Below are 20,390 nucleotides of genomic sequence, written 5' to 3'. Positions count from 1 at the left end.
AGCCAGCCATTGTATTTGAAGAAATGACTTTGGCTACTTGATATTGGAGAGTGTCGCACTTCGAAGTTGAATTCGGGGGTGAGTACACACTTTTCCCTAAGGCTTATGTTAATGAAGAACCTTATGACAGCATTTATCACTTTGGGTTTAACCAAGGCTGTGAAAGTGCATTAAGTCTGAAAGGTGTGGTTGATACTGAATATATGAAAGATATTGCTCTGAATAATTCTGATACCCGCTATAACGAAGGTTGGGATGACGGTAAAACGGCGTGTGATGATGGCCAGCGACGGCTCATGGAAAGTAGCCACATATTGGCAGGTGAACCTAAAGCGGCAAAGGAAAATACATATTAACTTTATGTGACGGAAACAGGGACATCTCTCGGATTGTTTCCTGTCACAGGAGAGTAAAGTAATGGTTTATATACATTGTTGCCGTTACGTACCGTTAGTAATAAATTTATTACCTAAGTTTTTTGTTTGAGTGAAATATATATCTTACCGTTTGGTTAGATATGGGGCAAAAAAACAGACCTTTCGGTCTGTTTTAGAACGCATCGGGAATAATGTGGATAAGAAATAAACCTAGCCCAAGTTCTTCTTTTTGTTTTTCCACAATTCTGGTGCGTTTATGCCGCTAAGGATTTACCCATTGAATGGACTTGTCCTTGGTGGAACAGCACCGGCACAACAATGTGTACTTCAGTCAGAATTAAGTAACTGCTGTGTTCAGCTGGTGTATGCAGCTCTACAACGACTTGTAAATTCTGATCAATTGCTTTCTGAAGCGTTCTTGTTGTGGATGTTTTTCCTTTTTCGGCAAATGGACTAAATTTTCCATTTCGGGCATACACCCAAATGGTGAAAGAGTGTTCGTCTCTTTCAAGTTGCTCGATGAAATCAACGATGTGTTTCATTTCCAGTCCTTATTGTCGAGTCAATATCTGAATATTGACGCGACTATTATGAAATACCCACAATGAAATTCAAATTCTTTGATGGGATTTATTTGATATTGTGACTTAAGCGATATTTTTGTGAAATTTTGTTGCCCTATTTTGTCATCGGTATAGAAAGTGATATGTACAGTGTTTCTTATTGAGTGATCGTTAAACGTATCTTGCTAAGAAATATCGCTTTTATTGATTTTTTAATACAATCATAATAACGAATAAAGAATTCGGTGCTTGGATGTATAACGGTTATCTTCTCAGTTGTTGTTTTAATCACATGTTCATTTTTATTGCCAAGGGGTATATTTAATGATCGAGGAATCGAAAGTATGCGCATGGGCCATGCATCAGCCTCTTGAGCGGGAATACCATGATACAGAGTGGGGGCTGGTTGTAACGGATGACAAAATCTTGTTTGAATTCATTACGTTGGAAGGTGCTCAGGCTGGTTTAAGCTGGTATACCATACTAAAACGGCGAGAGGCATACCGGCAGGCTTTTGCCGATTTTGACATTAAGCAGTTAGCAGAATGGGGCGATGAAGAAGCAGAAGCAATTCTTACCGGGTTTGACATTATTAAGCACAGGGGCAAGGTCAATTCTGTCTTTACCAATGCTAACGCCGCGCTGGCGTTACAAAAAGAGTTTGGCAGTTTGTCGGCTGCATTGTGGCAGTTTGTGGATGGCGTGCCGATCAATAATCGCTGGGAGAGTATTGATCAGGTGCCTGCGAGTAGTGAGCAATCAAAAGCCATGAGCAAGTTTCTCAAAAAGCGAGGCTTTAAGTTTGTCGGTGAGACCATTTGTTATGCTTTCATGCAAGCGGTAGGTATGGTGAATGATCATCTGGTTGACTGCTATTGTTACGAGCGCGCCGTCATGAGCCAGGGAGCAGCAGCCAACAGCAACACCCAGTAAAACAAGCATCCAATGCGTCTTCTTATTCTCGATGTCAATGAAAAGACAGGACAGACAATAAAGTGGTTGTGCGGAGTCAGCAGCAGGAATGAGTATGCCAGAGCCTTCAGATCAGCATCATGATAAGGGAAAAACCATTCGGACCGTGACCCTGGTGGGCGCGATTCTGAATGTTTTTCTGGCGGTATTAAAGATTGGCATAGGTAAGTTTGCGGGCAGCCAGGCACTTGTAGCGGATGGGGTACACAGCTTTTCTGATTTACTGACAGATGCTGTCATTTTGCTGGGCTCCCGATATTGGATGGCACCAGCAGACAGCGGTCATCCCTACGGCCATGGTAAATTTGAAACCCTGGCTAATGTTTTTATCGGGCTAATGCTGGCACTGGTTGGAATTGGTATTGGCTGGGACTCAATTGAAACGCTCAGCGACACACCTCCACCAGCGCCAGGAATGCTGGCATTTTATGCTGCTGTTGCTGCGATTGTGATGAAAGAACTCCTGTACCGCTGGACAATGCGTGAAGCAAAGCACATCCATAGTGCGGTTTTAAGGGCAAATGCCTGGCATCATCGCAGTGATGCGCTCAGCTCTGTACCTGTTGCTGTCGCTGTGATTACCAATGCCATTTTCCCTTCTCTGAAATATCTGGACCAAATTGCGGCATTGCTGGTGACGGGGATGATTCTGAAAGCGGCATTCGAGATCATCTGGCCGGCTTTTAATGAACTGACCGATGCCCGAGGCAGTGAAGAAGTGGAAAAACGCTTGGTACACATGGCTGAAGAAGACAAAGATATTCGTGAAATCCACGCGATCCGCAGCCGCCAGACGGGGGGGAGCTTGTTACTGGATTGCCATATTCTGGTGGATCCAGAGATGTCGATTGAGAATGCCCATGCGATAAGCGAGCGGTTCAAGCAGAGCGTTATCACCAAGATGGACAATGTCATTGATGTGGTGATTCATATTGAACCATATACCTGTGAAGAGAGACTGGTGAACCCGTGCTCGCTGGACGAACAGCTTCATCAGCAGAAGAAGAAACCAGATCGCTGAGGGCGCCGCTCCTTGAGCCTTTTGGTACTTTTTTATCTTCCCGTCTCATTTGTGATTCTCTTTTACTGCAGTGATCTCACTAGGCTTAAAATGAAAATACCGAATATGCGTGTCATCTAACCGGCTGTATATTTGGCTTTTTTTGAACCTTCACGGCTGGTTGGTAGCAGACTGGCTAATGAGATACCGGGGGATGTATGCCGCTTATTCGTATAAAATCATTACCCTTTGCGGGCGATGTTGAAGTAAACGTTGCCTTGGGTATTTTATCCCAGGCCATTGCCGACGCCACCCAGATTCCCCAGCAGCACATTATGATTGTGTGGGAGTACATACCTGCGGGCCATTTCGTACATGGCGGGCAACTGGCGAATCAGCAACCATCAAATTCGCATCCTGTTCTTGTGGATATGGTTGCCCCCAATTTCAATACCGAAGCGCAAATTGCAGCCATGCTGGAGCTGATAGCCAGCAGTCTGTCACGTACCCTGCCGATTGCGCAGAACAACATTTTCATCAATTACACCCCGGCTTACAGTGATGGTGTATATGACGATGGCCATGTGGTTGAATGGGAAAGTTAACGACACTTGTGCTATCGCTCTGGTACCAGTGATGGCCAGGCAAAACATTTTTTTGTAATGTCATGGAACGCAGGTAATTCGTGTGTAGAATGGGCTGATTTTTATTAAAGTGAGTTGATCATGCTACATATGATTTCTGCGTTGCCACCTATGCTGGCATTATTTATGGCGATTGTCTGTGAGGTGATCGCAACCTCTATGCTGCCTAAAACGCAGCAATTTACTCAACTTGTGCCCACCGTAGTGGTATTAACCGGGTATGGTGCTGCATTCTTTTTGCTTTCAGTGACGGTAAAAGTTGTTCCCATTGGTGTGGCCTATGCCATTTGGTGTGGTGCCGGAATTGTTCTGGTCGCCCTGATCAGCTGGTTGTGGTACGGACAAAAACTGGATCTGTACGCCTTGCTCGGCATTGCATTTATCATGGCCGGCACACTCATCATCAATGTATTTTCCAAGTCTTTAGCACACTGATAATCCGCTATCACATGGCATTTGTTGCTTAGTGGTATCAATCTGCATGGCTGGCCGGGCTGATAAACCTGATCAGCCACACAAAATCAAAAGAAAGAATAAGAAAAATATCGCACTTTTCACCAGTGGAAAGTGCGTAATTATGTATTCGATATGCAGTGGCCTGAAGCTGTTTTTTTCCTGCCCCAGCAAGATGGCTTGTGGCTGAATGCTGTCCAGCCACAGACAGTCTATGCTTTTAAAGCAATGAACGGCTGACAGTATGGATTTGCGCCAGTTTTGTACATGGATAACGTGAAAACGGTTGTTGCTTAAGGGGGGCTGCTCACAGAGGGGGAAGTTGAGACGGGTAAGTGACTGCACGCCCTGTTTTACCTGATCCCATTTCATTGTCATCTGAAAAGTACCTGCAAAGCACACAGACACACCGGCTGTAAACGCTGCGTCTGTTTACCGGGGCTTTCACAACACCAAACGACGCCAGAGCGATGAATAGCCATGCTGCAAATTGGTGATAATATCTAATTTATAACATTTGGTTAGACATTTATCTGGATCTTGTTGCTAATGTAAAAGCTTTGTTATCTTTAGCCCGAGATAAACTGAGATGGAAAGTCTATGAAAGCACGTGAAGCGAATTTTGACGGATTGGTAGGGCCTACGCACAACTACAGTGGTCTGTCGTATGGTAATGTTGCGTCTGCCAAAAATCAGGCGGCGCCATCTAATCCGAAACAAGCTGCCAAGCAAGGCCTGGACAAAATGAAGGCCCTGGCCGACATGGGTATGTTGCAGGGTGTGCTGGCACCGCAAGAGCGTCCAGACGTCCACACTCTGCGCCGCCTGGGTTTCACAGGCAGCGACAAGTCAATTATTGAACAGGCTGCGAAACAAGCGCCTAAAGTGCTGGCTGCGTGTTGTTCGGCGTCCAGTATGTGGACCGCGAATGCAGCCACTGTGTCGCCATCGGCAGATACCGCCGACGGCAAGATCCATTTCACACCGGCAAACCTGACCAATAAGTTTCACCGCTCCATTGAGCATGAAGTAACAGGCCGCATTTTGCGCAGCACCTTTGCCGATCCTGAATACTTCTCTCACCACTCGGCACTGCCAGCGGTAGAACATTTTGGTGATGAAGGCGCGGCGAATCATACCCGTTTCTGCAACGAATACGGTGAGCACGGCGTTGAGTTTTTCGTCTTTGGCCGTCACGCTTTCGATACCCGCCACCCGGCACCAAAAGTGTTCCCGGCCCGCCATACGTTTGAAGCGTGCGAAGCGGTTGCCCGTTTGCATCAGCTGGATCCGACTAAAGTGGTGATAGCGCAGCAAAACCCGGATGTGATCGACCAGGGTGTATTCCACAACGACGTGATCGCAGTGGGTAACAAGAATATCCTGTTCTGCCACCAGCAGGCATTTTTAGATCAGCAGGGCACTTACCGCTCTCTGAAAGAGAAAATGGGCGAAGGCTTCAACATTATTGAAGTCCCTACCAGCGCTGTGTCTGTTGATGATGCTGTAACCAGTTACCTGTTTAACTCTCAGCTGATCGAAACACCTAACGGTGAAACTCTGTTGGTTCTGCCGGAAGAATGTCGCAAGAACGATAATGTCTGGCGTTATGTTGAGCAGTTGATGGCAGACCAACGCGGTATTGATCAGGTAAAAGTGTATGACCTGAAACAAAGTATGGCCAACGGCGGTGGCCCTGCGTGCTTGCGTTTACGTGTTGTGCTTAATGATCAGGAAGTACGTGCAGTGAATCCTTCAACCCTGATGAATGATGGTTTATACGGCCGACTGAATCAGTGGGTTGACAAGCATTATCGTGATCAGATGGTTGAAGCTGATCTGGCGGATCCTCAGTTACTGGATGAATCCCGTGCTGCACTGGATGAACTGACCCAGATTCTGGCTTTGGGATCGGTTTACCCGTTCCAGCGCTAAGCTTCAGTTAAAGTATTTTCTCCAAGCTAAAGCGGTATGCCATTCAGGCTGCCGCTTTTTTCTTTTTTATCATTCGCTTAAATCTGACACCATCAGCTGTGTATCCCTCTATACTTGTCAGACAGAGTGATGCCATTCCGACTATTTCCTGGTTATTCTTCGCCATGGCGATGCTATCTTTTTGATGCCGGGACGGTATGAATATCGCGCAGACAGTTAACATCAAAAGCAGTTAAAATGCGAATAACTATCATTTGTGATATTTTGTTTTCAGACCCTGCTATTAGGAAGACAGAGAATGAAAGAGTTGATAACACGCTGGTTAAAAAGAGATCCGGACCCTGCCACCCGGGACGAGTTACAGAACCTGATTGATGCCGGTAATGAACAGGAACTGACCGAACGCTTCTCTGGTCGTCTCGCCTTTGGTACCGCGGGTTTAAGGGGTATAGTGGGTGCTGGCCCCAACCGGATGAACAGGTTGGTTATTCAGGAAACGGCGACCGGGCTGGGGCAGTATTTACAGCAAACCGTGCCTCAGGCGACCCAGCAAGGCGTTGTTATTGGTTATGATGGCCGGCCAGATTCAAAAACCTTTGCCCATGATGCTGCATCAGTATTAACGGCGCAGGGCATCAAGGTTTACCTGACGGTCACGGTCGCGCCAACCCCGCTGGTGGCTTACGGTGTCACAGCTTTAAAGGCGGCCGCAGGTATTGTCGTGACAGCCAGCCATAACCCGCCGGCTTACAACGGGTTTAAAGTGTACTGGGGCAATGGCGCACAGATTATTCCCCCTCACGATAAAGGGATTGCTGCCGCCATCGACCAAGCAGCGCTGCAGCCACTTGATCTGATGGATCTCAATGACGCCGGCAATCAGGGGTTACTGGTTTGGCTGGATGATGAATTTTATAATGATTACAGAGCATCGATTAAACAAAGTGCATTACTGCAAAATCATGCCAAACCCGATGCGGTCAGCATCGCTTACACAGCGATGCATGGCGTGGGCGCACAAATGGCAGAAACTCTGCTCGCGGACGCCGGATTTACTCACGTATACAGTGTCGCCGCTCAGCGAGAGCCGGACGGGACGTTCCCGACGGTAAATTTTCCTAACCCAGAAGAGCCGGGCGCCATGGATCTGGTTATTGCGGAAGCGGAGAAACACCAAGCGACGCTCGCATGTGCTAACGATCCGGACGCCGATCGTTTTGCGGTGGCGGTTCGCACCCCGGAAGGTCAGTATAAAATGCTGACCGGCGATCAGGTTGGTGTCTTACTGGGGCACTATCTGCTGACCAGAGCGAATCCTGAAACAAGCCTTGTCGGCACCACTATTGTCTCTTCCAGCCTGTTGCAAAAAGTGGCGTCGCGTGTCGGTGCTGATTACTACCAGACACTCACTGGCTTTAAATGGCTGACCAATATTGCGATGGAGAAGCAGCGTGAAGACAGCTGTTTCTTGTTTGCGTATGAAGAAGCACTCGGTTATACCGTGGGCGATATGGTGTGGGATAAAGACGGTTTATCCGCGATGCTGGCGTTTGCACAAATGACGGCTGAATTGGCTTTACAAGGTCGCACCGTGTGGGATCAGCTCGAAGCCATTTATCGCGAACACGGTCTGTATCTCAATTCACAGGTCAGCATTGCTCTGTCACCGAATTCCCCGCCAATCGGCGACACCCTGCGTCAGCAACCGCCGGAGGAAATTGCCGGGCGCAATGTTGTGCGTATTGATGATCTGAAATCCTCCACACGCTATAACGCCGATGGTTCAGTTGAGACGATCGATTTGCCCGCCAGTGATGTGCTGATTTATTTCCTGGAAGATGATTCCAGAGTGGTCGTCCGCCCTTCAGGAACAGAGCCTAAGCTGAAATGCTACTACGAGGTGGTTGAGGTCATTGATCAGATCGACACTCTGGAGCATGCCTATCAGCGTGCTCAAAGCAGTATGGACGAACTGGTGCATCGTCATCAGAACAGCTTGACGGGTCTGACCGACAGGTAATTATTTGCTGCTGTCTGGATGGAAGAACGCCAGCTTTGCCGCTGGCGTTTTTATTGATAGCTGTGGCACAAAGTAAGGTGCGATACAGGTGCTGCTTACGCCAATGACTGGCCTGGCAGGCTATGAGTCTGACGCGTGTCCGCTCAGGCTGGCATAACGGTGCAGCAGCTCTGTCAGTGCTGTAATCCAGCCGAAGGTGTCTGACGGTGCGTTCTTCAGCAGTTTCTCTACTTCCTGGCAATGTTGCTCCAGAGTGACGACTTCTTCCATCTGGAAAGCCATGGCATAAAAATGCCAGAGCAGCAGCCGTGTCATTCTCTCGGTATTCTGTTTTGCCTGTTCAGAGCCGGAAAAGGCGGAAGACACTTCCCCTAAAGCTATCGCTGACATTCGGAGCATGGCGTCAAACTGGGCAGCACGCTGGCGGTCAGCAGTCTGGGTTTCCTCCGGCTCAAAGGTGAACAACTCTTCCATGACATCCTCAGGGACCATACGGCTGAGGATGCGTTGGCTGAACTCTTCCAATTCGTGGCGGGGCATAGTGAGCAGACAGTTTAATGTGTAATCCCGTTGCATCGCTCTCTTTCTCCGGTAAGGCTGCAATGTCTAATGGCCTGTATTTTGCGTGATGATGTGAAGAATTACTACCGCTGTCATTCAGTTACAGCCATGAAGCCCTTTATACATGCGGTCTGGCGTCATTTAGTTGACACAGGATTGACAAAAAATGAGCAAAATTTAGCTATCTTGCATGCCACAAAGTAATCAAATTATGCTGAGTGTGCATATTCAGCAGTTAGCGAAGATGAAGGTAATGACAGAGTCTGAACAACAATCTGCCCATACTTCAGCCCGATATTTGCCGGGTAAGAATTCTGATGGGGGCGAGCCACCACGCCGCAGCAAGTGGAAAATTCTGCTTGCCCTTATTCTGGTTGGCAGCCTGATTGCCTTAGGTGGGCTGGGCTGGACGCTTAATAAACAGATAGCGGATAAATTTGCCGGTCAGCTTTGGCAGCTACCCTCTGTGGTATATGCCCGCGAGTTGGTGCTGGAACCTGGAGCACAGGTGCGATATGAAGATTTAGTGAAAGAGCTGAAAGCCTTGAACTACCGCAAAGTCAGCAAGCCGGCCCGGGTGGGTGAGTACAGCACCAGCCGCCTGAAAGTGGAATTCATTCGTCGTCCCTTTCAGTCACGCAGTGGTCCCCAACAAGCACGTCATGTGATTGCTGAGTTTAACTACAGTTCGGTTAAACGTGTTGTCGATGCGAACACGCATCGTGAATACGGTATTTTTTCTGTTGAACCGCAAATGTTGGGTATGCTGGAAACTGACTCTAACGAGCTGCGTTTGTATAAACCGAAATCAGAGCTGCCTTCTACGCTGATTGATGCACTGCTCGCAACGGAAGACCGTGATTTTTATACCCATGACGGTGTGTCTGTGGTTGCTATCGGGCGCGCGTTTCTGGCGAACATGAAAGCGGGACGCACCGTGCAGGGCGGCAGTACGCTAACTCAGCAGTTGGCGAAAAACCTGTTTCTATCCAGCGAACGCAGTCTGTGGCGGAAGTTTAAAGAAGCTTATATGGCGTTAATCATTGATTATCGCTACAACAAAGATGAAATCCTCGATGCCTATCTGAATCAGGTTTATCTGGCACAAAGTGGCTCGGATGCGGTGCACGGTTTTGCTCTGGGTGCCCGTTTCTACTTTGGTTTGCCGCTGTCAGAACTGCGAATTGATCAGCAGGCACTGTTGGTCGGCATGGTGAAAGGCCCGTCTTATTATAATCCCTGGCGTTATCCGGAGCGTGCGAAAGAGCGCCGGGATCTGGTGCTCAGCCTGCTGCACGATACTCAGAAGATTGATGATGAGACGTATAAAAAAGCCATCAAGCAAGATTTAGACTTACAGCCAAAAGGACATGTCGCCGGCAGGCAGCCAGCATTCTTTAGTTTATTGAAGCAAGAGCTGAACAAACGTGTCAGCCAGGGTTACAAACCGGGTCTGGGTTTACGCGTTTATACCACACTGGATCCTATTTCCCAGGCCAGTGCTGAGGGCGTTGTGCGGGCAAAAATGTCGGCTCTCAAGAAGCAGCACGGCAAACAGCTTGAAACCGCTATGGTAGTTGCAGATCGCCAGACCGGTGAAATCCGCGCCATGGTCGGCGGCAGCCGTCCTGAATTTGAAGGGTTCAACCGCGCACTTGATGCCCGCCGTCAGATCGGTTCGGTTGTGAAACCAGCGGTTTACTTGTCGGCGTTGGCACGACCAGAGCGATTCACTCTGGCCAGTAATCTGGATGACAAACCGCTTACGCTTACCGATGAAAAAGGGAAAACCTGGTCTCCCCGTAATTATGATCGCCAGTTTCGTGGTGAAGTGCCTTTGGTTCAGGCACTGGCACGCTCCTATAACATACCTACAGTGAATCTGGGGATGTCGGTTGGGTTAGACAAGGTGGTGGATACTCTGGTTGATCTTGGCGTTGATCGTGGTCAGATCCCTCAGGTACCGGCAATCTTACTGGGCGCCTTTACTTTGTCGCCGTATGAAGTAACGCAAATGTACCAGACCATTGCTAATGAAGGCCGTCGCAGCGAACTGACAGCCTTGAGCGCTGTGACTGACAGCGATGGTGAGATGATTTATCAGGCATTGCCGACCGCGAAACAGGTGGTCTCTAAGCAATCTGCCTGGCTGACCATGTATGCAATGCAGAAAGTGGTCTCTGAAGGCACAGCCCGTTATCTGGACTCGATTCTTCCGTCACTGAAGCTGGCCGGTAAAACCGGTACCTCTGATGAAGGCCGGGACTCCTGGTATGTAGGCGTTGATGGCCGTGAAGTTGTGACAGTGTGGATGGGCAGGGATGACAATAAAAATGTCAAACTCACAGGCTCTTCTGGCCCGCTGCGTCTGTATGCGGATTACATCCAGCGTCGTGATCCTGAACCGGTCAAGCTGCAGGAACCGAAGAATATTACCGATGTTGCCTATCAGGTTAACCAGCAAGGCGGTTTGACACAGGCCTGCATCGGTCAGGTTGAGTTGCCTGTCTGGGACAAAGACGGCCGTCAGTCGCAAGGCTGTGAAAATAAAGTCTCTACCATTATTCGCTCGATCTTTAATTGGTAGCAGTGACTGGAAATCATCAGCGGGTCGGTTACAATGCCGACCCGTTTTTATATCTGAAGAGTACTCTTTTATGCGGCTTCTCAAGCGTACGGTTCATCCTGATGTCTCTGATTTAAGTGGTTCGATGTTTTACCGTGAAGCAGCCAGAGCAATAATCCTGGACGGTGACAATATTCTGATGCTGTACACCGCAAGGTATCACGACTACACCTTACCCGGTGGTGGTATTGATGAAGGGGAAGATATTGAGGCCGGGTTGGTTCGCGAGCTGCAAGAAGAAACCGGCGCCCGCAATATCCGTGACATTGTCCCTTTTGGTCTCTACGAAGAGTACCGGCCATGGTATAAACCTGAGTTTGATATCATGCATATGAAATCATTCTGCTTCACTTGCCGTATTGACAGTCAGTTAGGTGAAACGCAATTGGAATCGTATGAAATCCAGAATGGCATGAAACCTGTCTGGATGAATATCCATGACGCGATTGCTCACAACGAAGAAACGGTTGCAAAAAACGATAAAAAAGGGCTGTCTGTGGAGCGCGAGCTGTTTTTGCTTAAATGTATCCGCGATGAGCTGCTAACTGTGACTGAGAATGCCTGACTTTGGTGTCATTCTAAAGCAAGTAATTGATTGCATTAACCAAGACAAAAAGTGAATTCGCTCGATAAATGGTAACTTCATCGTTATTTTACACGCGGAATGGACGGAAACTGCCTATGATTATATCCAAGTAATCGTATTTTTGGAGATAGTTATGGCTTTATCAGTTCGCAACATTATTTTTGTCGCTCTGGCGGTATTTCCTCTCTGTGCATCAGCTGCCTGGAAGCTGGATAACAGCCAATCGCAGTTGCGTTTCCTGTCGGTGAAAAATAACAGCGTCATTGAGCAACATGCTTTCAAAGAGCTGGACGGTTCTATCACTGATCAGGGGGAAGTGCAGGTGATGCTGGACTTATCCAGCGTGGACACGCAAATCCCTATCCGTGATGAACGTATGAAAGCGATGCTGTTCAAGGTGTCGGACTTCCCCAAAGCAATGCTGGAAGGCGAGGTTGACATTACCGGGCTGGCGGATCTTAAGCCGGGAGAAACCCTGACTCAGCAAGTGTCTCTTAAGCTCAATCTTCATGGTGCTATCAATCCGGTGAATGCGGATTTACGAATTACACGTCTGGTTGACGGCACGCTGATGGTCAGCAGCCAGAGCCCGATTATCATTGATGCTAAAGCATTCGGCTTAGAAAAGGGAATTACCGCGTTACAAGAAGTCGCGAATTTGAATGGAATATTGCCAAGTGTCCCAGTCTTTGTGAATCTGGCATTTGTGCCTGAATCATAACCCTCTGAATTATTTTGACCTTGGCGGTCACGCTCATTATGCTCTGCCATATTCACATTGAATACAGGGAGTGGTTATGAAGAGCGTGACGGTCAATGGTAAGCAAATTCAGCCGGGAAAAGTGATCTGCATAGGGCGAAATTATGCCGCCCATATAGAAGAGCTAGGTAATGAAATACCCGAGGAGATGGTCATTTTCATGAAGCCTAACACGGCGATTGGCGATGAATTACACGCGACTCATGGTGGTGAAGTGCTGCATTATGAAGCCGAGATTGCGTATCTCTATCATGGCGGCCAGTTCAGCGCAGCCGCTCTTGGGTTGGATCTTACCAAGCGTGATTTGCAGTCTAAGCTGAAAGCTAAAGGCTTGCCGTGGGAGCGCAGCAAGGTGTTTGAAGGAGCCGCATTGTTCAGTGAGTTTGTCGCTTTGCCTGATTCGGATTCCCCGCTTGGATTATCGCTGCACATAGATGACACCCTGGTTCAGAAGAGCGACACAACATTCATGCTTTACTCACCGGAAGTTATCCTGGCTGAAGTGCAGAAGGTCATTCCGCTTGAGGATGGCGACGTGGTAATGACCGGGACACCCGAAGGAGTTGGTCAGGTGATAGCCGGGCAAGACTTTCTTGGTGCATTAACCTGTAATGAGGAAGAGCTGGTCAGTTTTGGCTGGACAGCAAAGGACTGACACCTATTTCAGCTGAAGACAAGTTAACACAAAGCGGTACGCATCCATGTTCGAAAAACGTGATTTAGTCAAACTGGCCAATATGAAAATGCCATTTGGTAAGTACAGTGGTCGGGTACTTATCGATTTACCTGAACCTTATCTGCTTTGGTTTGCCAAGCAGGGTTTCCCGGATGGCGAGCTTGGTCGATTGCTGGCGATAACGCTTGAAATGAAAATTGAAGGGTTAGAAGAGGTTATCAGGCCATTGAAAGGTTTTCGCCTGGATGCTCAGGCTTGATCAACATCAGCTATCAGAAATTAACAGGGAGCCGTCTGGCTCCCTGTTGTGTTTACTGGCTCAGAAAGGCGTAGCCTGCCACAAAAGCATTTTCCTGAAACTGGCGCAATCCTGTGCCGCGGAAATCTACTGACAACGGGCTTCTTTTCAGCTTTTCTTTGATATCGGCATTGCTGATAAAAGTGACATCCAGATCGTCAATCAGCTGAATAGCGGTTTCCATTTTGAAGCTTTCAGCGCTTCCCGCGTGCTTGCCACGTGTTTCACGGGTTTTAATGACGATGTGCTCCACCTGGTAGTCTTCGACCAGTTTTTTGAAGCTTTTCTGAAATTGACGCATCTGTTGGTTGTCAAAGGCATCGCTTAGCACCAGTTTCTGCGATCGGCAGTCAGGAATTGAAAACATCCCTTGTTTCAGTGACAGCAGACAAAGGTTAGCTTCTTTACCTTTCAGCTCAACGGCAAAAATTTTCATGGTATATCTCGAATAATGACTATGGCGGCTATTGTAAGCCAAGATAAGACAGGCTGTCAGTGATAATCACTGCGAGAAGCTGAATTTTTACCGGGTTTCGCTGTGTAGCATTTGGGTGAAACAAGAGAAAGGTTAAGGGGTTTAACATTTTTTAAACAATCTTTTCTGCTTGCGTATAAATGTGCTTATACTTTTCATATCAAGCTGTTGACTGTGTTAAGGGATATAAGATGAGATTCAGACTTACGCCCCCTTTAGTGTTTTTAATTACCCTGGCTGCAATGTATTTGCTGGCTCAGTATTTTCCGGTATGGCGTTTCAGTTTTCCCGGCAAGATTTTATTAGAATGGGTGTTCAGTTTATTGGCTGTTGGTTTCGGGCTGGCAGGTATCATGGCTTTTGCCCGCGCGAAGACGGCACTAAGCCCTCGAAAAACAACACGGCTGGTGACGTCTGGCGTCTATCGGATATCAAGAAATCCGATTTACCTGGGGTTGCTATTGTTACTGATAGCGGTTTTTCTTAATTTGTCAGCCTTTTCCAGCCTGATAATGATTCCTGTGTTTGCCATTTACATGAATTATGTGCAGATTGCGGCAGAGGAAAGGGTACTGAAACACGCTTTTGGCCAGCAATATCAGGAGTATTGCCAGCATGTCAGGCGATGGTGCTGATAAGGCATCTGGTCATAAAACAGGGAGCTATGCGCTCCCTGTTTTGGTTCTGGTGACTAACAATCCGCAATGGAATGCTTAGGCATTAACGGCTGGCCGGCAAAGCGAATACCGCGCCAACCATATTTCATGAATGTCCGTATATTCATATGATCTGTGCCATCAGGGTTATTCAGTACAGCATCAAAATAGTGGTGTCCAAAACAGGCAAGTGTTTCCTGTTCAGAGAGTTTGTGTTGCTGGGCAAAGGCGAAAATACGGCACGAGCCTTCATTGCTGCCCGCTTCGTTGGCAAGCGTTTCATTGCCCAGACCGTTGCTGAATGCTGTCGGCCTGTAATCGTAGTGCTGGTCAATGACACTCAGAACGTTGTCGAAGATAACGCTCGTGGGTGATTCCTTGATGGTTGCGAGCAGCGTATCCATGCTGTTCTCCTGCTTCAGTTATATGGGGGGAAAACGGGGGGAATCCCCCCGTATCAGCCCTGCATAACCGGCATCATGCGTCGGATATGCAAAAGCTATTAGTGAATTCAGGTTTATTGTTGTATTGCTTAACGTTTACCTGATTTTTTGGACTGTTGTCTTAGCGCGTCGTCCAGCTCTTCCGGGTACAGGATAATGCCTTCCTGCTCCAGGTTTGGAAACACGACAATCGCCAGTTCGTCGTCTTCCAAGCCTGGCGTCCAGCGGCTGTGCCATTTATTAATTGAAATCGATTCAGGCTTGCATTCGGCCCAGTCTCCTGTCGCCCAGGCTTGTGCGAACTCCTGATTTGGCCAAATTGGCACACAGTCTTCATCCTCGCTGTTTAACATGACACAGCCGTGTTCGTCGGTCAGAATCCAGATCTGCCCCTGACTGGTCACTTCTTTCAGCAGGTATTGACATCTTTTTTCCGCATCGTACTGCAAAATAGTGTCAATTTGTTCGGTGGATAAAGGGGTGGTGGACATAGTTGGACCCTGTTTTCGGATGTTGATTATTATGATCAGTTGACTTGGCGGAGCTATTGGCAACATTCAGAAAAACGGCCCTATCGATCGCCCAGAATCAACTGCTCTAAGCATAGTGGAAAGCGGGATGGGAAGAAAGGGGGGGAAGGCCTGGCGAAAAAAATGCCAGTAGAGACTGGCATTTCTGATGAGAAGTCTGAAGTTATTTCAGCGTATAAGGTATCCGGACTGTCAATTGGAAATCAGGGGCATCAGCCGTTAACCCCGCTGCTGCGCCTACGTTGATGGTGGTTTCTCTGTTTACGGCATAGTTGGCACCGAACGAAATAGTATCCAGTTGCAGTAATTTCGCATCGTCAGGATACCCTCCGTTCACTTTCGATTTCAGTATGGTTTTGTGGTTCAGGCCAATGCTGAATGAGAATTTGGGGTTGACGGCAAAACCCATACCTGCACCCAGTGAGATGGTGTCCCCCAAGTCAATGGTATTGATTTGCGTACTTGGGGCTTCATCCGTAGCAGGAATTTGAATGCTGACGTCATCTTTAATGTTCCAGATATAGCTGGCATTAAGAAACAGCACGGCAGGGTCAAGCGGCATGATCATAGTGACGCCCGGTTCTATGCTTGGAAAGCCTGAGCCTGTAGGTAACTCTTTGAAATCATTGGTGCTATCAATAGGTACATCATAGGGTGAGCTCCCTGTGGTACTTTTGAAGCGAAGACTACCTATCCAATAGGGAGCTTCGAGCATATTGAACTGGTACTTAAATGCTGCTTCTATATCACCCAGATCGTTACCTTCAACTGTTTTAGTGGTGGGACTGTTGGAAGGTCCATTGATATCCCGCTCAGAAATGGAATCGTTACGGTAAACCCAGGGAATTCTGGCTTCGACTTCTAACCGGTTGGTGATCCCGTAACGCCCGGTGAGGCCAAAGGTCATGGTGGTTCTGTCAATATCACTGGCCCGTATCAGGCCAACAATGAGTGATGGCAGTACGGTATAACCTACCACCGAGACGGTATTGGAGGAGTTCTGGGTATAGGTTAAGGAAGAATCAAGAACGAAAGACCCTTTCGGTGTCAGTACCCCTGGCCTTTCCAGAATGTCTGTAACTGTCTGAACCTGACGCGACTTTTGTTGGGTTGTTGTAGATTCCTCTGCAGCAACCGTGGTTGAAAAGATCGCTATCAGCGCTAAAAGGCTGTGTGTGTTAAACTTTCTCACGATATCCTCACTTTGTTTGCAAAGGTCACCCCAAAAATGGCAGTCAGTTGCACTGACTTGTCATAAGAATAGTCAAGCATCCGATAAAAAGTGATCAATAAAAGGTTATTTTTGTCTTACTTCTGAATCCTGATAAAAACAGTATTAATCTCAATACAATTATTAGTAATGAGAATGGTGAATCCATTCTTAGAAATAAGCACGCTCAGACAAGGTGAATAAAGGAATGCGCGTGTTTTTATTGCCATCGTTTTTATTAAAAATAATACAAACTAAAAAGTGGCGAAAACTAGTATTAAGTTATCTCTCGTGGCAACACGGGAGAGCAATAAAATAAAAACTCAACATATTTGGAGTCTTAATCATGCGTAAATCTAATCTCGCGCTGTTAGTGGCAGTCGTAGTTGCATCTCCACTGGCTCTGGCTAGTGGCTATCCTCAAGCACCTAGCTACGGCGGTGGTGGTTACGGTGGTCATAATGGTGGTTATGGTGATAATGATTCATCCATCGTTGATTCATTTAATGATGATATCACTAAGACAGCCACGCTGACTTATGACAGTGATAAAACCATTACAGATAGCTTCAATGAGGACAACGATACGCTGAAAATGAAGGACATCAATAACGATAAAAGCTTTAAGTACACAGATAACAGTGATAACAGCAAAAAGTTCCACTTCGAAAGTAACTTTAAGCACACTGAAACCTGGAAAATCGATATTGATAAAAACTTCTACATGGCGAAATCCGACCTGAAAGGTGAAGTCATTGGTAATGACGTCACATACGGCGGTGCTTGCTGTGATGATAAAGACTGGGGCCATGGTGGTTATGGTAACAGTGGTTACGGTAATGGTGGCAATCACGGCGGTGGTAATGCTGGTTCGCTGACAGTGACCCATGTGAATGATATGTCTGGTGCCTTTGCCGGTGCTTCAGGTATCAGCCTGGCAGGTCAAAACGCCGGTAACAACTCGCTGGTTCAACAAAGTGCTAGCACTAACGCTGTACTTCTGGGCCAATAACACATTAGCTGAGGGGTGTCAGAGACAGCTCTCAGGAGGACGTCATGAGATATTTAACGCTGACCGTAGCTGTACTGTTATCTTGGGGTGCAGTTGCTGATGAGTTGGATATTCTAACAAGTTCCGATACGTTGAGTGATAGTTCAATGTATGAGACTCGAGGTGGGCAGTACGAGCTCAACATTGACTACATGCAAGCCGATTCGGATATGTACGGTGATGTCGTGGGTAATGGCGCGTATGGCAATACAACTGGTAATAACGTAATTGATGGCGGAGCCTTCAGCGGATCATCAGGGGTATTCAACGTAGTCCAAAACACCGGTAATAATGTGTTAATTCAAAATGCGACCGTGGTTAACCTGACATTGAAGTAACACTGTTAGTGTATCTAAGCTGGATTATTTAATCCGGGAATAAAACTAAATGTTAAATTACTAGTAATTGATATTTGGTTTCGCAGGGCTAACATCATTGCTTCAACATCTATAACATTTACCCAGCATGAGATTTATTTAAATCTCATGCGTTATGGGGAACATAATTGGAGTAACATCATGCGTAAATCAAACGTGTTGTTATTAGCAGCGATTATTGCATCGCCTATGGCGTTTGCAAATGGTTATCCAGATGCAGATAATATCGAAGGCAGCTTCAATGATACTGTTGAGAAAACATTGACTGTCGATATCAGCAAATCAAAAGAAATCGATTATTCTTTCAATGAAGATAACGATGATCTTTATATGCGTGATATCGGTAATGATAAATCCAAAACCATTAAAGATAACAGCGATAATTCCTGGGTTGTGAAGAAAGTGTCTGATGTAGAAATCGACAAAACTTTCAAAAAATCATACAGCATGGATAAAGTACTCGCTGATTCGGAAATTGATGGTGAAGTGATTAGAAACGAAGTGACCTATGGCGGCGCTTGCTGTGACGGTAAAGCCGGTACTGTTGATGTTGAACACTATAACACTATGGTCAACTCGTTTAGTGATGCGTCTGGTATCAGCATTGCTGGTCAGAACGCAGGTAATAACTCTATGGTTCAGCAATCTACCAGCACCAACGCTACACTGTCTGGCTCTGCTAGTTACTAACCAAACCGGGCCGTCGCAAGGCGGCCCTTTCATTGTTTTTACCTATGGAGCCTTTCAATAGCCTTGAGAATCTCCGATAGATAAGAATGATTTCCTGCCTGACGACAATAAGAGCGGCGTCAGGTTAATAACAGCGAAGGGTGTGGTGATGAAAATAAAACTGGCAACCCTGGCATTGGCAGGATTAATGGTCAGCACAACCGTGAGTGCTCTGGACTATTTCCCAAGCCGAGGCGCATACAATGTAAAAGTGCAAAGTTATCAGGAGAAGCTCTTTGGTGATGTCATGCGCCAGCAGTACGACTTTAGTTGCGGCTCTGCGGCGGTGGCTTCACTGATGACCTATCACTACGGCATTGAGACCAATGAAAATACGGTATTCAAGTCGATGTTTGCAAATGGTGATCCTGAAAAAATAGAGAAACAGGGATTTTCCATGTTCGATATGAAGGCTTACATGCAGTCTGTTGGCCTGGATGCCAATGGTTATCGTCTTCCGCTTGAGAAATTTAAAACACTCGGGGTGCCCGCCATAACCATTGTCAATTTCGATGGCTATATGCACTTTGTGGTGATTAAAGGTATCAACAGTGAACAGATTATTCTGGGCGATCCGTCGCGTGGCACTATGGTGATGAAGCTCAGTGAATTTAAACCTTATTATCGCGGCTCGGTATTGCTGGTGAAAAATAAAGTGAAAGAGGGGCGCGAAAGTTTCATTACCCAAGAAAACTACAGTGTGTACAACCCTTCACCAGTATCTGATGCTGTCGCAAGGGACTCGCTGTCAACGTTCAGTATTACATTGCCGGGTACAAACGATTACTAAAAGGCAGAGGCTAGTATGAACAAGCTATCTTACTATGTTGTAGCAGCCACCCTGGGAGGTGCTGCTGTCATGGCAAATACTTCCGCGAACGCATTCACCAAGCCATCGAGTTTGTTGGTATTGAATGATTCGGGCATGATTGCCATGACACAATCGGAAATGTCTGCAATACGAGGTGGTTTCTCGGCGGAAGGTTCGCTGATAAGCATCGGGCTGAGTATTATCACGGCCCTTAACGGCGAAGAGATATTACGCTCGCATATTGCCAATTTCACCATCAGCAACGGGATGCTCACCACTACCGCAGGGTCAGCCTATTCAAGTGGCGAAATGCTCACTTTGAAGCAGGTGGGGGATAACAACTCTTTTGAACGGCCCAGTTTATTGCCCAACAGCATCATGCAGGTGGTGCAAAACAGCCTGGATGGCAGCAATATTCGTATTGAGAGAAACATAGACATTGATGCTGATATTAACGGATACATCCAGCATAGTGTAATGAAAAGCCGACTTGAGAATGCGATTTTGCATACAGGGTATTGATAGTTATTTCCTTCCAATTTGTGTTGTTAGTGTCAAGGTACAGCAGGCTGCTGTACCTTTTTTGTATGCAGTTTTATCCAGCCAGGTATACGATCGTAAAAAGTTCCAGAAATGC

General features: G+C 47.0%; 24 protein-coding genes. 18 read left to right on the top strand and 6 right to left on the bottom strand.

Annotation, left to right across the window (positions count from 1 at the left end; all coding sequences use genetic code 11):
- Positions 1 to 50 precede the first annotated feature (50 nt).
- Positions 51 to 356: a hypothetical protein gene (locus Q4491_RS18415; protein ID WP_303459719.1), complete on the top strand. Its 306-nt coding sequence runs from the start codon at positions 51 to 53 to the stop codon at positions 354 to 356.
- 275 nt (positions 357 to 631) lie between these two features.
- On the opposite strand, the gene Q4491_RS18410 is transcribed toward Q4491_RS18415, so the two are convergent.
- Entirely contained in the window at positions 632 to 919 is a 288-nt protein-coding gene (locus Q4491_RS18410; RefSeq protein ID WP_303459716.1) for a hypothetical protein, read from the bottom strand.
- A gap of 345 nt (positions 920 to 1,264) precedes the next feature.
- Between Q4491_RS18410 and Q4491_RS18405 the strand changes: the two genes are divergently transcribed.
- The 6 genes from Q4491_RS18405 to Q4491_RS18380 all read left to right on the top strand — a co-directional run bounded on the left by Q4491_RS18405 (position 1,265) and on the right by Q4491_RS18380 (position 7,964).
- The gene (locus Q4491_RS18405; protein ID WP_192014235.1) at positions 1,265 to 1,873 is read left to right on the top strand and encodes a DNA-3-methyladenine glycosylase I; all 609 of its coding nucleotides are present in this window, start codon (positions 1,265 to 1,267) and stop codon (positions 1,871 to 1,873) included.
- A 94-nt stretch (positions 1,874 to 1,967) separates the two neighbouring features.
- Entirely contained in the window at positions 1,968 to 2,933 is a 966-nt protein-coding gene (locus Q4491_RS18400; protein WP_192014233.1) for a cation diffusion facilitator family transporter, read from the top strand.
- Positions 2,934 to 3,130: 197 nt separating this feature from the next.
- Complete coding sequence (locus Q4491_RS18395; RefSeq protein ID WP_192014231.1) at positions 3,131 to 3,517, top strand: hypothetical protein; 387 nt, start codon at positions 3,131 to 3,133, stop codon at positions 3,515 to 3,517.
- Positions 3,518 to 3,646: 129 nt separating this feature from the next.
- A complete protein-coding gene (locus tag Q4491_RS18390; protein ID WP_192014546.1) occupies positions 3,647 to 3,991 on the top strand; it encodes a multidrug efflux SMR transporter in 345 nt (114 codons plus the stop codon).
- 618 nt (positions 3,992 to 4,609) lie between these two features.
- Positions 4,610 to 5,944 (top strand): N-succinylarginine dihydrolase, encoded by a 1,335-nt coding sequence (gene astB / locus Q4491_RS18385; RefSeq protein ID WP_303459712.1) that lies wholly within the window; start codon positions 4,610 to 4,612, stop codon positions 5,942 to 5,944.
- 298 nt (positions 5,945 to 6,242) lie between these two features.
- On the top strand, positions 6,243 to 7,964 hold the full coding sequence (locus Q4491_RS18380; RefSeq protein ID WP_303459709.1) for a phospho-sugar mutase: 1,722 nt from the start codon (positions 6,243 to 6,245) through the stop codon (positions 7,962 to 7,964).
- A gap of 120 nt (positions 7,965 to 8,084) precedes the next feature.
- Here Q4491_RS18380 and Q4491_RS18375 read toward each other — a convergent pair whose 3' ends face one another.
- Positions 8,085 to 8,540, bottom strand: coding sequence for an exoribonuclease R (locus Q4491_RS18375; RefSeq protein ID WP_192014225.1), 456 nt, complete (start codon positions 8,538 to 8,540; stop codon positions 8,085 to 8,087).
- Between the two features lie 196 nt (positions 8,541 to 8,736).
- Here Q4491_RS18375 and mrcB point away from each other — a divergent pair, with 196 nt between their 5' ends.
- From mrcB to Q4491_RS18350, 5 genes are all read left to right on the top strand, one after another.
- Positions 8,737 to 11,112 (top strand): penicillin-binding protein 1B, encoded by a 2,376-nt coding sequence (gene mrcB, locus Q4491_RS18370; RefSeq protein ID WP_303459706.1) that lies wholly within the window; start codon positions 8,737 to 8,739, stop codon positions 11,110 to 11,112.
- 70 nt (positions 11,113 to 11,182) lie between these two features.
- A complete protein-coding gene (locus Q4491_RS18365) occupies positions 11,183 to 11,716 on the top strand; it encodes an NUDIX hydrolase (RefSeq protein WP_192014221.1) in 534 nt (177 codons plus the stop codon).
- A 154-nt stretch (positions 11,717 to 11,870) separates the two neighbouring features.
- The gene (locus Q4491_RS18360) at positions 11,871 to 12,458 is read left to right on the top strand and encodes a YceI family protein (protein WP_192014219.1); all 588 of its coding nucleotides are present in this window, start codon (positions 11,871 to 11,873) and stop codon (positions 12,456 to 12,458) included.
- 76 nt (positions 12,459 to 12,534) lie between these two features.
- Entirely contained in the window at positions 12,535 to 13,152 is a 618-nt protein-coding gene (locus Q4491_RS18355) for a fumarylacetoacetate hydrolase family protein (RefSeq protein WP_303459702.1), read from the top strand.
- 46 nt (positions 13,153 to 13,198) lie between these two features.
- Complete coding sequence (locus tag Q4491_RS18350; protein ID WP_192014215.1) at positions 13,199 to 13,432, top strand: DUF3820 family protein; 234 nt, start codon at positions 13,199 to 13,201, stop codon at positions 13,430 to 13,432.
- 52 nt (positions 13,433 to 13,484) lie between these two features.
- Here the strand turns inward: Q4491_RS18350 and Q4491_RS18345 are convergent, their stop codons facing one another.
- Positions 13,485 to 13,907, bottom strand: coding sequence for a DUF3010 family protein (locus Q4491_RS18345; protein ID WP_218386605.1), 423 nt, complete (start codon positions 13,905 to 13,907; stop codon positions 13,485 to 13,487).
- 230 nt (positions 13,908 to 14,137) lie between these two features.
- Between Q4491_RS18345 and Q4491_RS18340 the strand changes: the two genes are divergently transcribed.
- On the top strand, positions 14,138 to 14,581 hold the full coding sequence (locus Q4491_RS18340; RefSeq protein WP_192014211.1) for an isoprenylcysteine carboxylmethyltransferase family protein: 444 nt from the start codon (positions 14,138 to 14,140) through the stop codon (positions 14,579 to 14,581).
- Between the two features lie 56 nt (positions 14,582 to 14,637).
- On the opposite strand, the gene Q4491_RS18335 is transcribed toward Q4491_RS18340, so the two are convergent.
- The 3 genes from Q4491_RS18335 to Q4491_RS18325 all read right to left on the bottom strand — a co-directional run bounded on the left by Q4491_RS18335 (position 14,638) and on the right by Q4491_RS18325 (position 16,767).
- Positions 14,638 to 15,006, bottom strand: coding sequence for a HopJ type III effector protein (locus Q4491_RS18335; protein WP_192014209.1), 369 nt, complete (start codon positions 15,004 to 15,006; stop codon positions 14,638 to 14,640).
- Between the two features lie 128 nt (positions 15,007 to 15,134).
- Positions 15,135 to 15,536 (bottom strand): DUF2750 domain-containing protein, encoded by a 402-nt coding sequence (locus tag Q4491_RS18330; RefSeq protein ID WP_192014207.1) that lies wholly within the window; start codon positions 15,534 to 15,536, stop codon positions 15,135 to 15,137.
- A gap of 202 nt (positions 15,537 to 15,738) precedes the next feature.
- A complete protein-coding gene (locus Q4491_RS18325; RefSeq protein WP_192014205.1) occupies positions 15,739 to 16,767 on the bottom strand; it encodes a transporter in 1,029 nt (342 codons plus the stop codon).
- Between the two features lie 364 nt (positions 16,768 to 17,131).
- Between Q4491_RS18325 and Q4491_RS18320 the strand changes: the two genes are divergently transcribed.
- From Q4491_RS18320 to Q4491_RS18300, 5 genes are all read left to right on the top strand, one after another.
- Positions 17,132 to 17,797, top strand: a complete 666-nt coding sequence (locus Q4491_RS18320) for a hypothetical protein (RefSeq protein WP_218386610.1) — start codon at positions 17,132 to 17,134, stop codon at positions 17,795 to 17,797.
- Between the two features lie 44 nt (positions 17,798 to 17,841).
- A complete protein-coding gene (locus Q4491_RS18315; protein ID WP_192014201.1) occupies positions 17,842 to 18,174 on the top strand; it encodes a carbon storage regulator in 333 nt (110 codons plus the stop codon).
- 180 nt (positions 18,175 to 18,354) lie between these two features.
- Positions 18,355 to 18,903: a hypothetical protein gene (locus Q4491_RS18310; RefSeq protein WP_192014199.1), complete on the top strand. Its 549-nt coding sequence runs from the start codon at positions 18,355 to 18,357 to the stop codon at positions 18,901 to 18,903.
- A gap of 148 nt (positions 18,904 to 19,051) precedes the next feature.
- Positions 19,052 to 19,732, top strand: coding sequence for a C39 family peptidase (locus Q4491_RS18305; protein WP_192014197.1), 681 nt, complete (start codon positions 19,052 to 19,054; stop codon positions 19,730 to 19,732).
- A 15-nt stretch (positions 19,733 to 19,747) separates the two neighbouring features.
- Positions 19,748 to 20,275, top strand: a complete 528-nt coding sequence (locus tag Q4491_RS18300; protein WP_192014195.1) for a hypothetical protein — start codon at positions 19,748 to 19,750, stop codon at positions 20,273 to 20,275.
- Positions 20,276 to 20,390: the final 115 nt, after the last annotated feature.

Source organism: Photobacterium sp. 2_MG-2023, from assembly GCF_030547675.1.
GTDB lineage: Bacteria > Pseudomonadota > Gammaproteobacteria > Enterobacterales > Vibrionaceae > Photobacterium > Photobacterium arenosum.
The sequence above is the reverse complement of the archived record's forward strand: the minus strand, read 5'-3'. Positions and strand labels throughout refer to the sequence as shown.

Bases quoted from the DNA above. Each gene is read 5' to 3' on its own strand.
- Q4491_RS18395 (WP_192014231.1), top strand. From the start codon at position 3,131: ATGCCGCTTATTCGTATAAAATCATTACCCTTTGCGGGCGATGTTGAA.
- astB (WP_303459712.1), top strand. From the start codon at position 4,610: ATGAAAGCACGTGAAGCGAATTTTGACGGATTGGTAGGGCCTACGCAC.
- Q4491_RS18315 (WP_192014201.1), top strand. From the start codon at position 17,842: ATGAGATATTTAACGCTGACCGTAGCTGTACTGTTATCTTGGGGTGCA.
- Q4491_RS18355 (WP_303459702.1), top strand. From the start codon at position 12,535: ATGAAGAGCGTGACGGTCAATGGTAAGCAAATTCAGCCGGGAAAAGTG.
- Q4491_RS18365 (WP_192014221.1), top strand. From the start codon at position 11,183: ATGCGGCTTCTCAAGCGTACGGTTCATCCTGATGTCTCTGATTTAAGT.
- Q4491_RS18410 (WP_303459716.1), bottom strand. From the start codon at position 919: ATGAAACACATCGTTGATTTCATCGAGCAACTTGAAAGAGACGAACAC.
- Q4491_RS18320 (WP_218386610.1), top strand. From the start codon at position 17,132: ATGCGTAAATCTAATCTCGCGCTGTTAGTGGCAGTCGTAGTTGCATCT.
- Q4491_RS18345 (WP_218386605.1), bottom strand. From the start codon at position 13,907: ATGAAAATTTTTGCCGTTGAGCTGAAAGGTAAAGAAGCTAACCTTTGT.
- Q4491_RS18300 (WP_192014195.1), top strand. From the start codon at position 19,748: ATGAACAAGCTATCTTACTATGTTGTAGCAGCCACCCTGGGAGGTGCT.
- mrcB (WP_303459706.1), top strand. From the start codon at position 8,737: ATGCTGAGTGTGCATATTCAGCAGTTAGCGAAGATGAAGGTAATGACA.
- Q4491_RS18405 (WP_192014235.1), top strand. From the start codon at position 1,265: ATGATCGAGGAATCGAAAGTATGCGCATGGGCCATGCATCAGCCTCTT.
- Q4491_RS18375 (WP_192014225.1), bottom strand. From the start codon at position 8,540: ATGCAACGGGATTACACATTAAACTGTCTGCTCACTATGCCCCGCCAC.
- Q4491_RS18330 (WP_192014207.1), bottom strand. From the start codon at position 15,536: ATGTCCACCACCCCTTTATCCACCGAACAAATTGACACTATTTTGCAG.
- Q4491_RS18335 (WP_192014209.1), bottom strand. From the start codon at position 15,006: ATGGATACGCTGCTCGCAACCATCAAGGAATCACCCACGAGCGTTATC.
- Q4491_RS18350 (WP_192014215.1), top strand. From the start codon at position 13,199: ATGTTCGAAAAACGTGATTTAGTCAAACTGGCCAATATGAAAATGCCA.
- Q4491_RS18390 (WP_192014546.1), top strand. From the start codon at position 3,647: ATGATTTCTGCGTTGCCACCTATGCTGGCATTATTTATGGCGATTGTC.
- Q4491_RS18340 (WP_192014211.1), top strand. From the start codon at position 14,138: ATGAGATTCAGACTTACGCCCCCTTTAGTGTTTTTAATTACCCTGGCT.
- Q4491_RS18310 (WP_192014199.1), top strand. From the start codon at position 18,355: ATGCGTAAATCAAACGTGTTGTTATTAGCAGCGATTATTGCATCGCCT.
- Q4491_RS18380 (WP_303459709.1), top strand. From the start codon at position 6,243: ATGAAAGAGTTGATAACACGCTGGTTAAAAAGAGATCCGGACCCTGCC.
- Q4491_RS18400 (WP_192014233.1), top strand. From the start codon at position 1,968: ATGCCAGAGCCTTCAGATCAGCATCATGATAAGGGAAAAACCATTCGG.
- Q4491_RS18360 (WP_192014219.1), top strand. From the start codon at position 11,871: ATGGCTTTATCAGTTCGCAACATTATTTTTGTCGCTCTGGCGGTATTT.
- Q4491_RS18305 (WP_192014197.1), top strand. From the start codon at position 19,052: ATGAAAATAAAACTGGCAACCCTGGCATTGGCAGGATTAATGGTCAGC.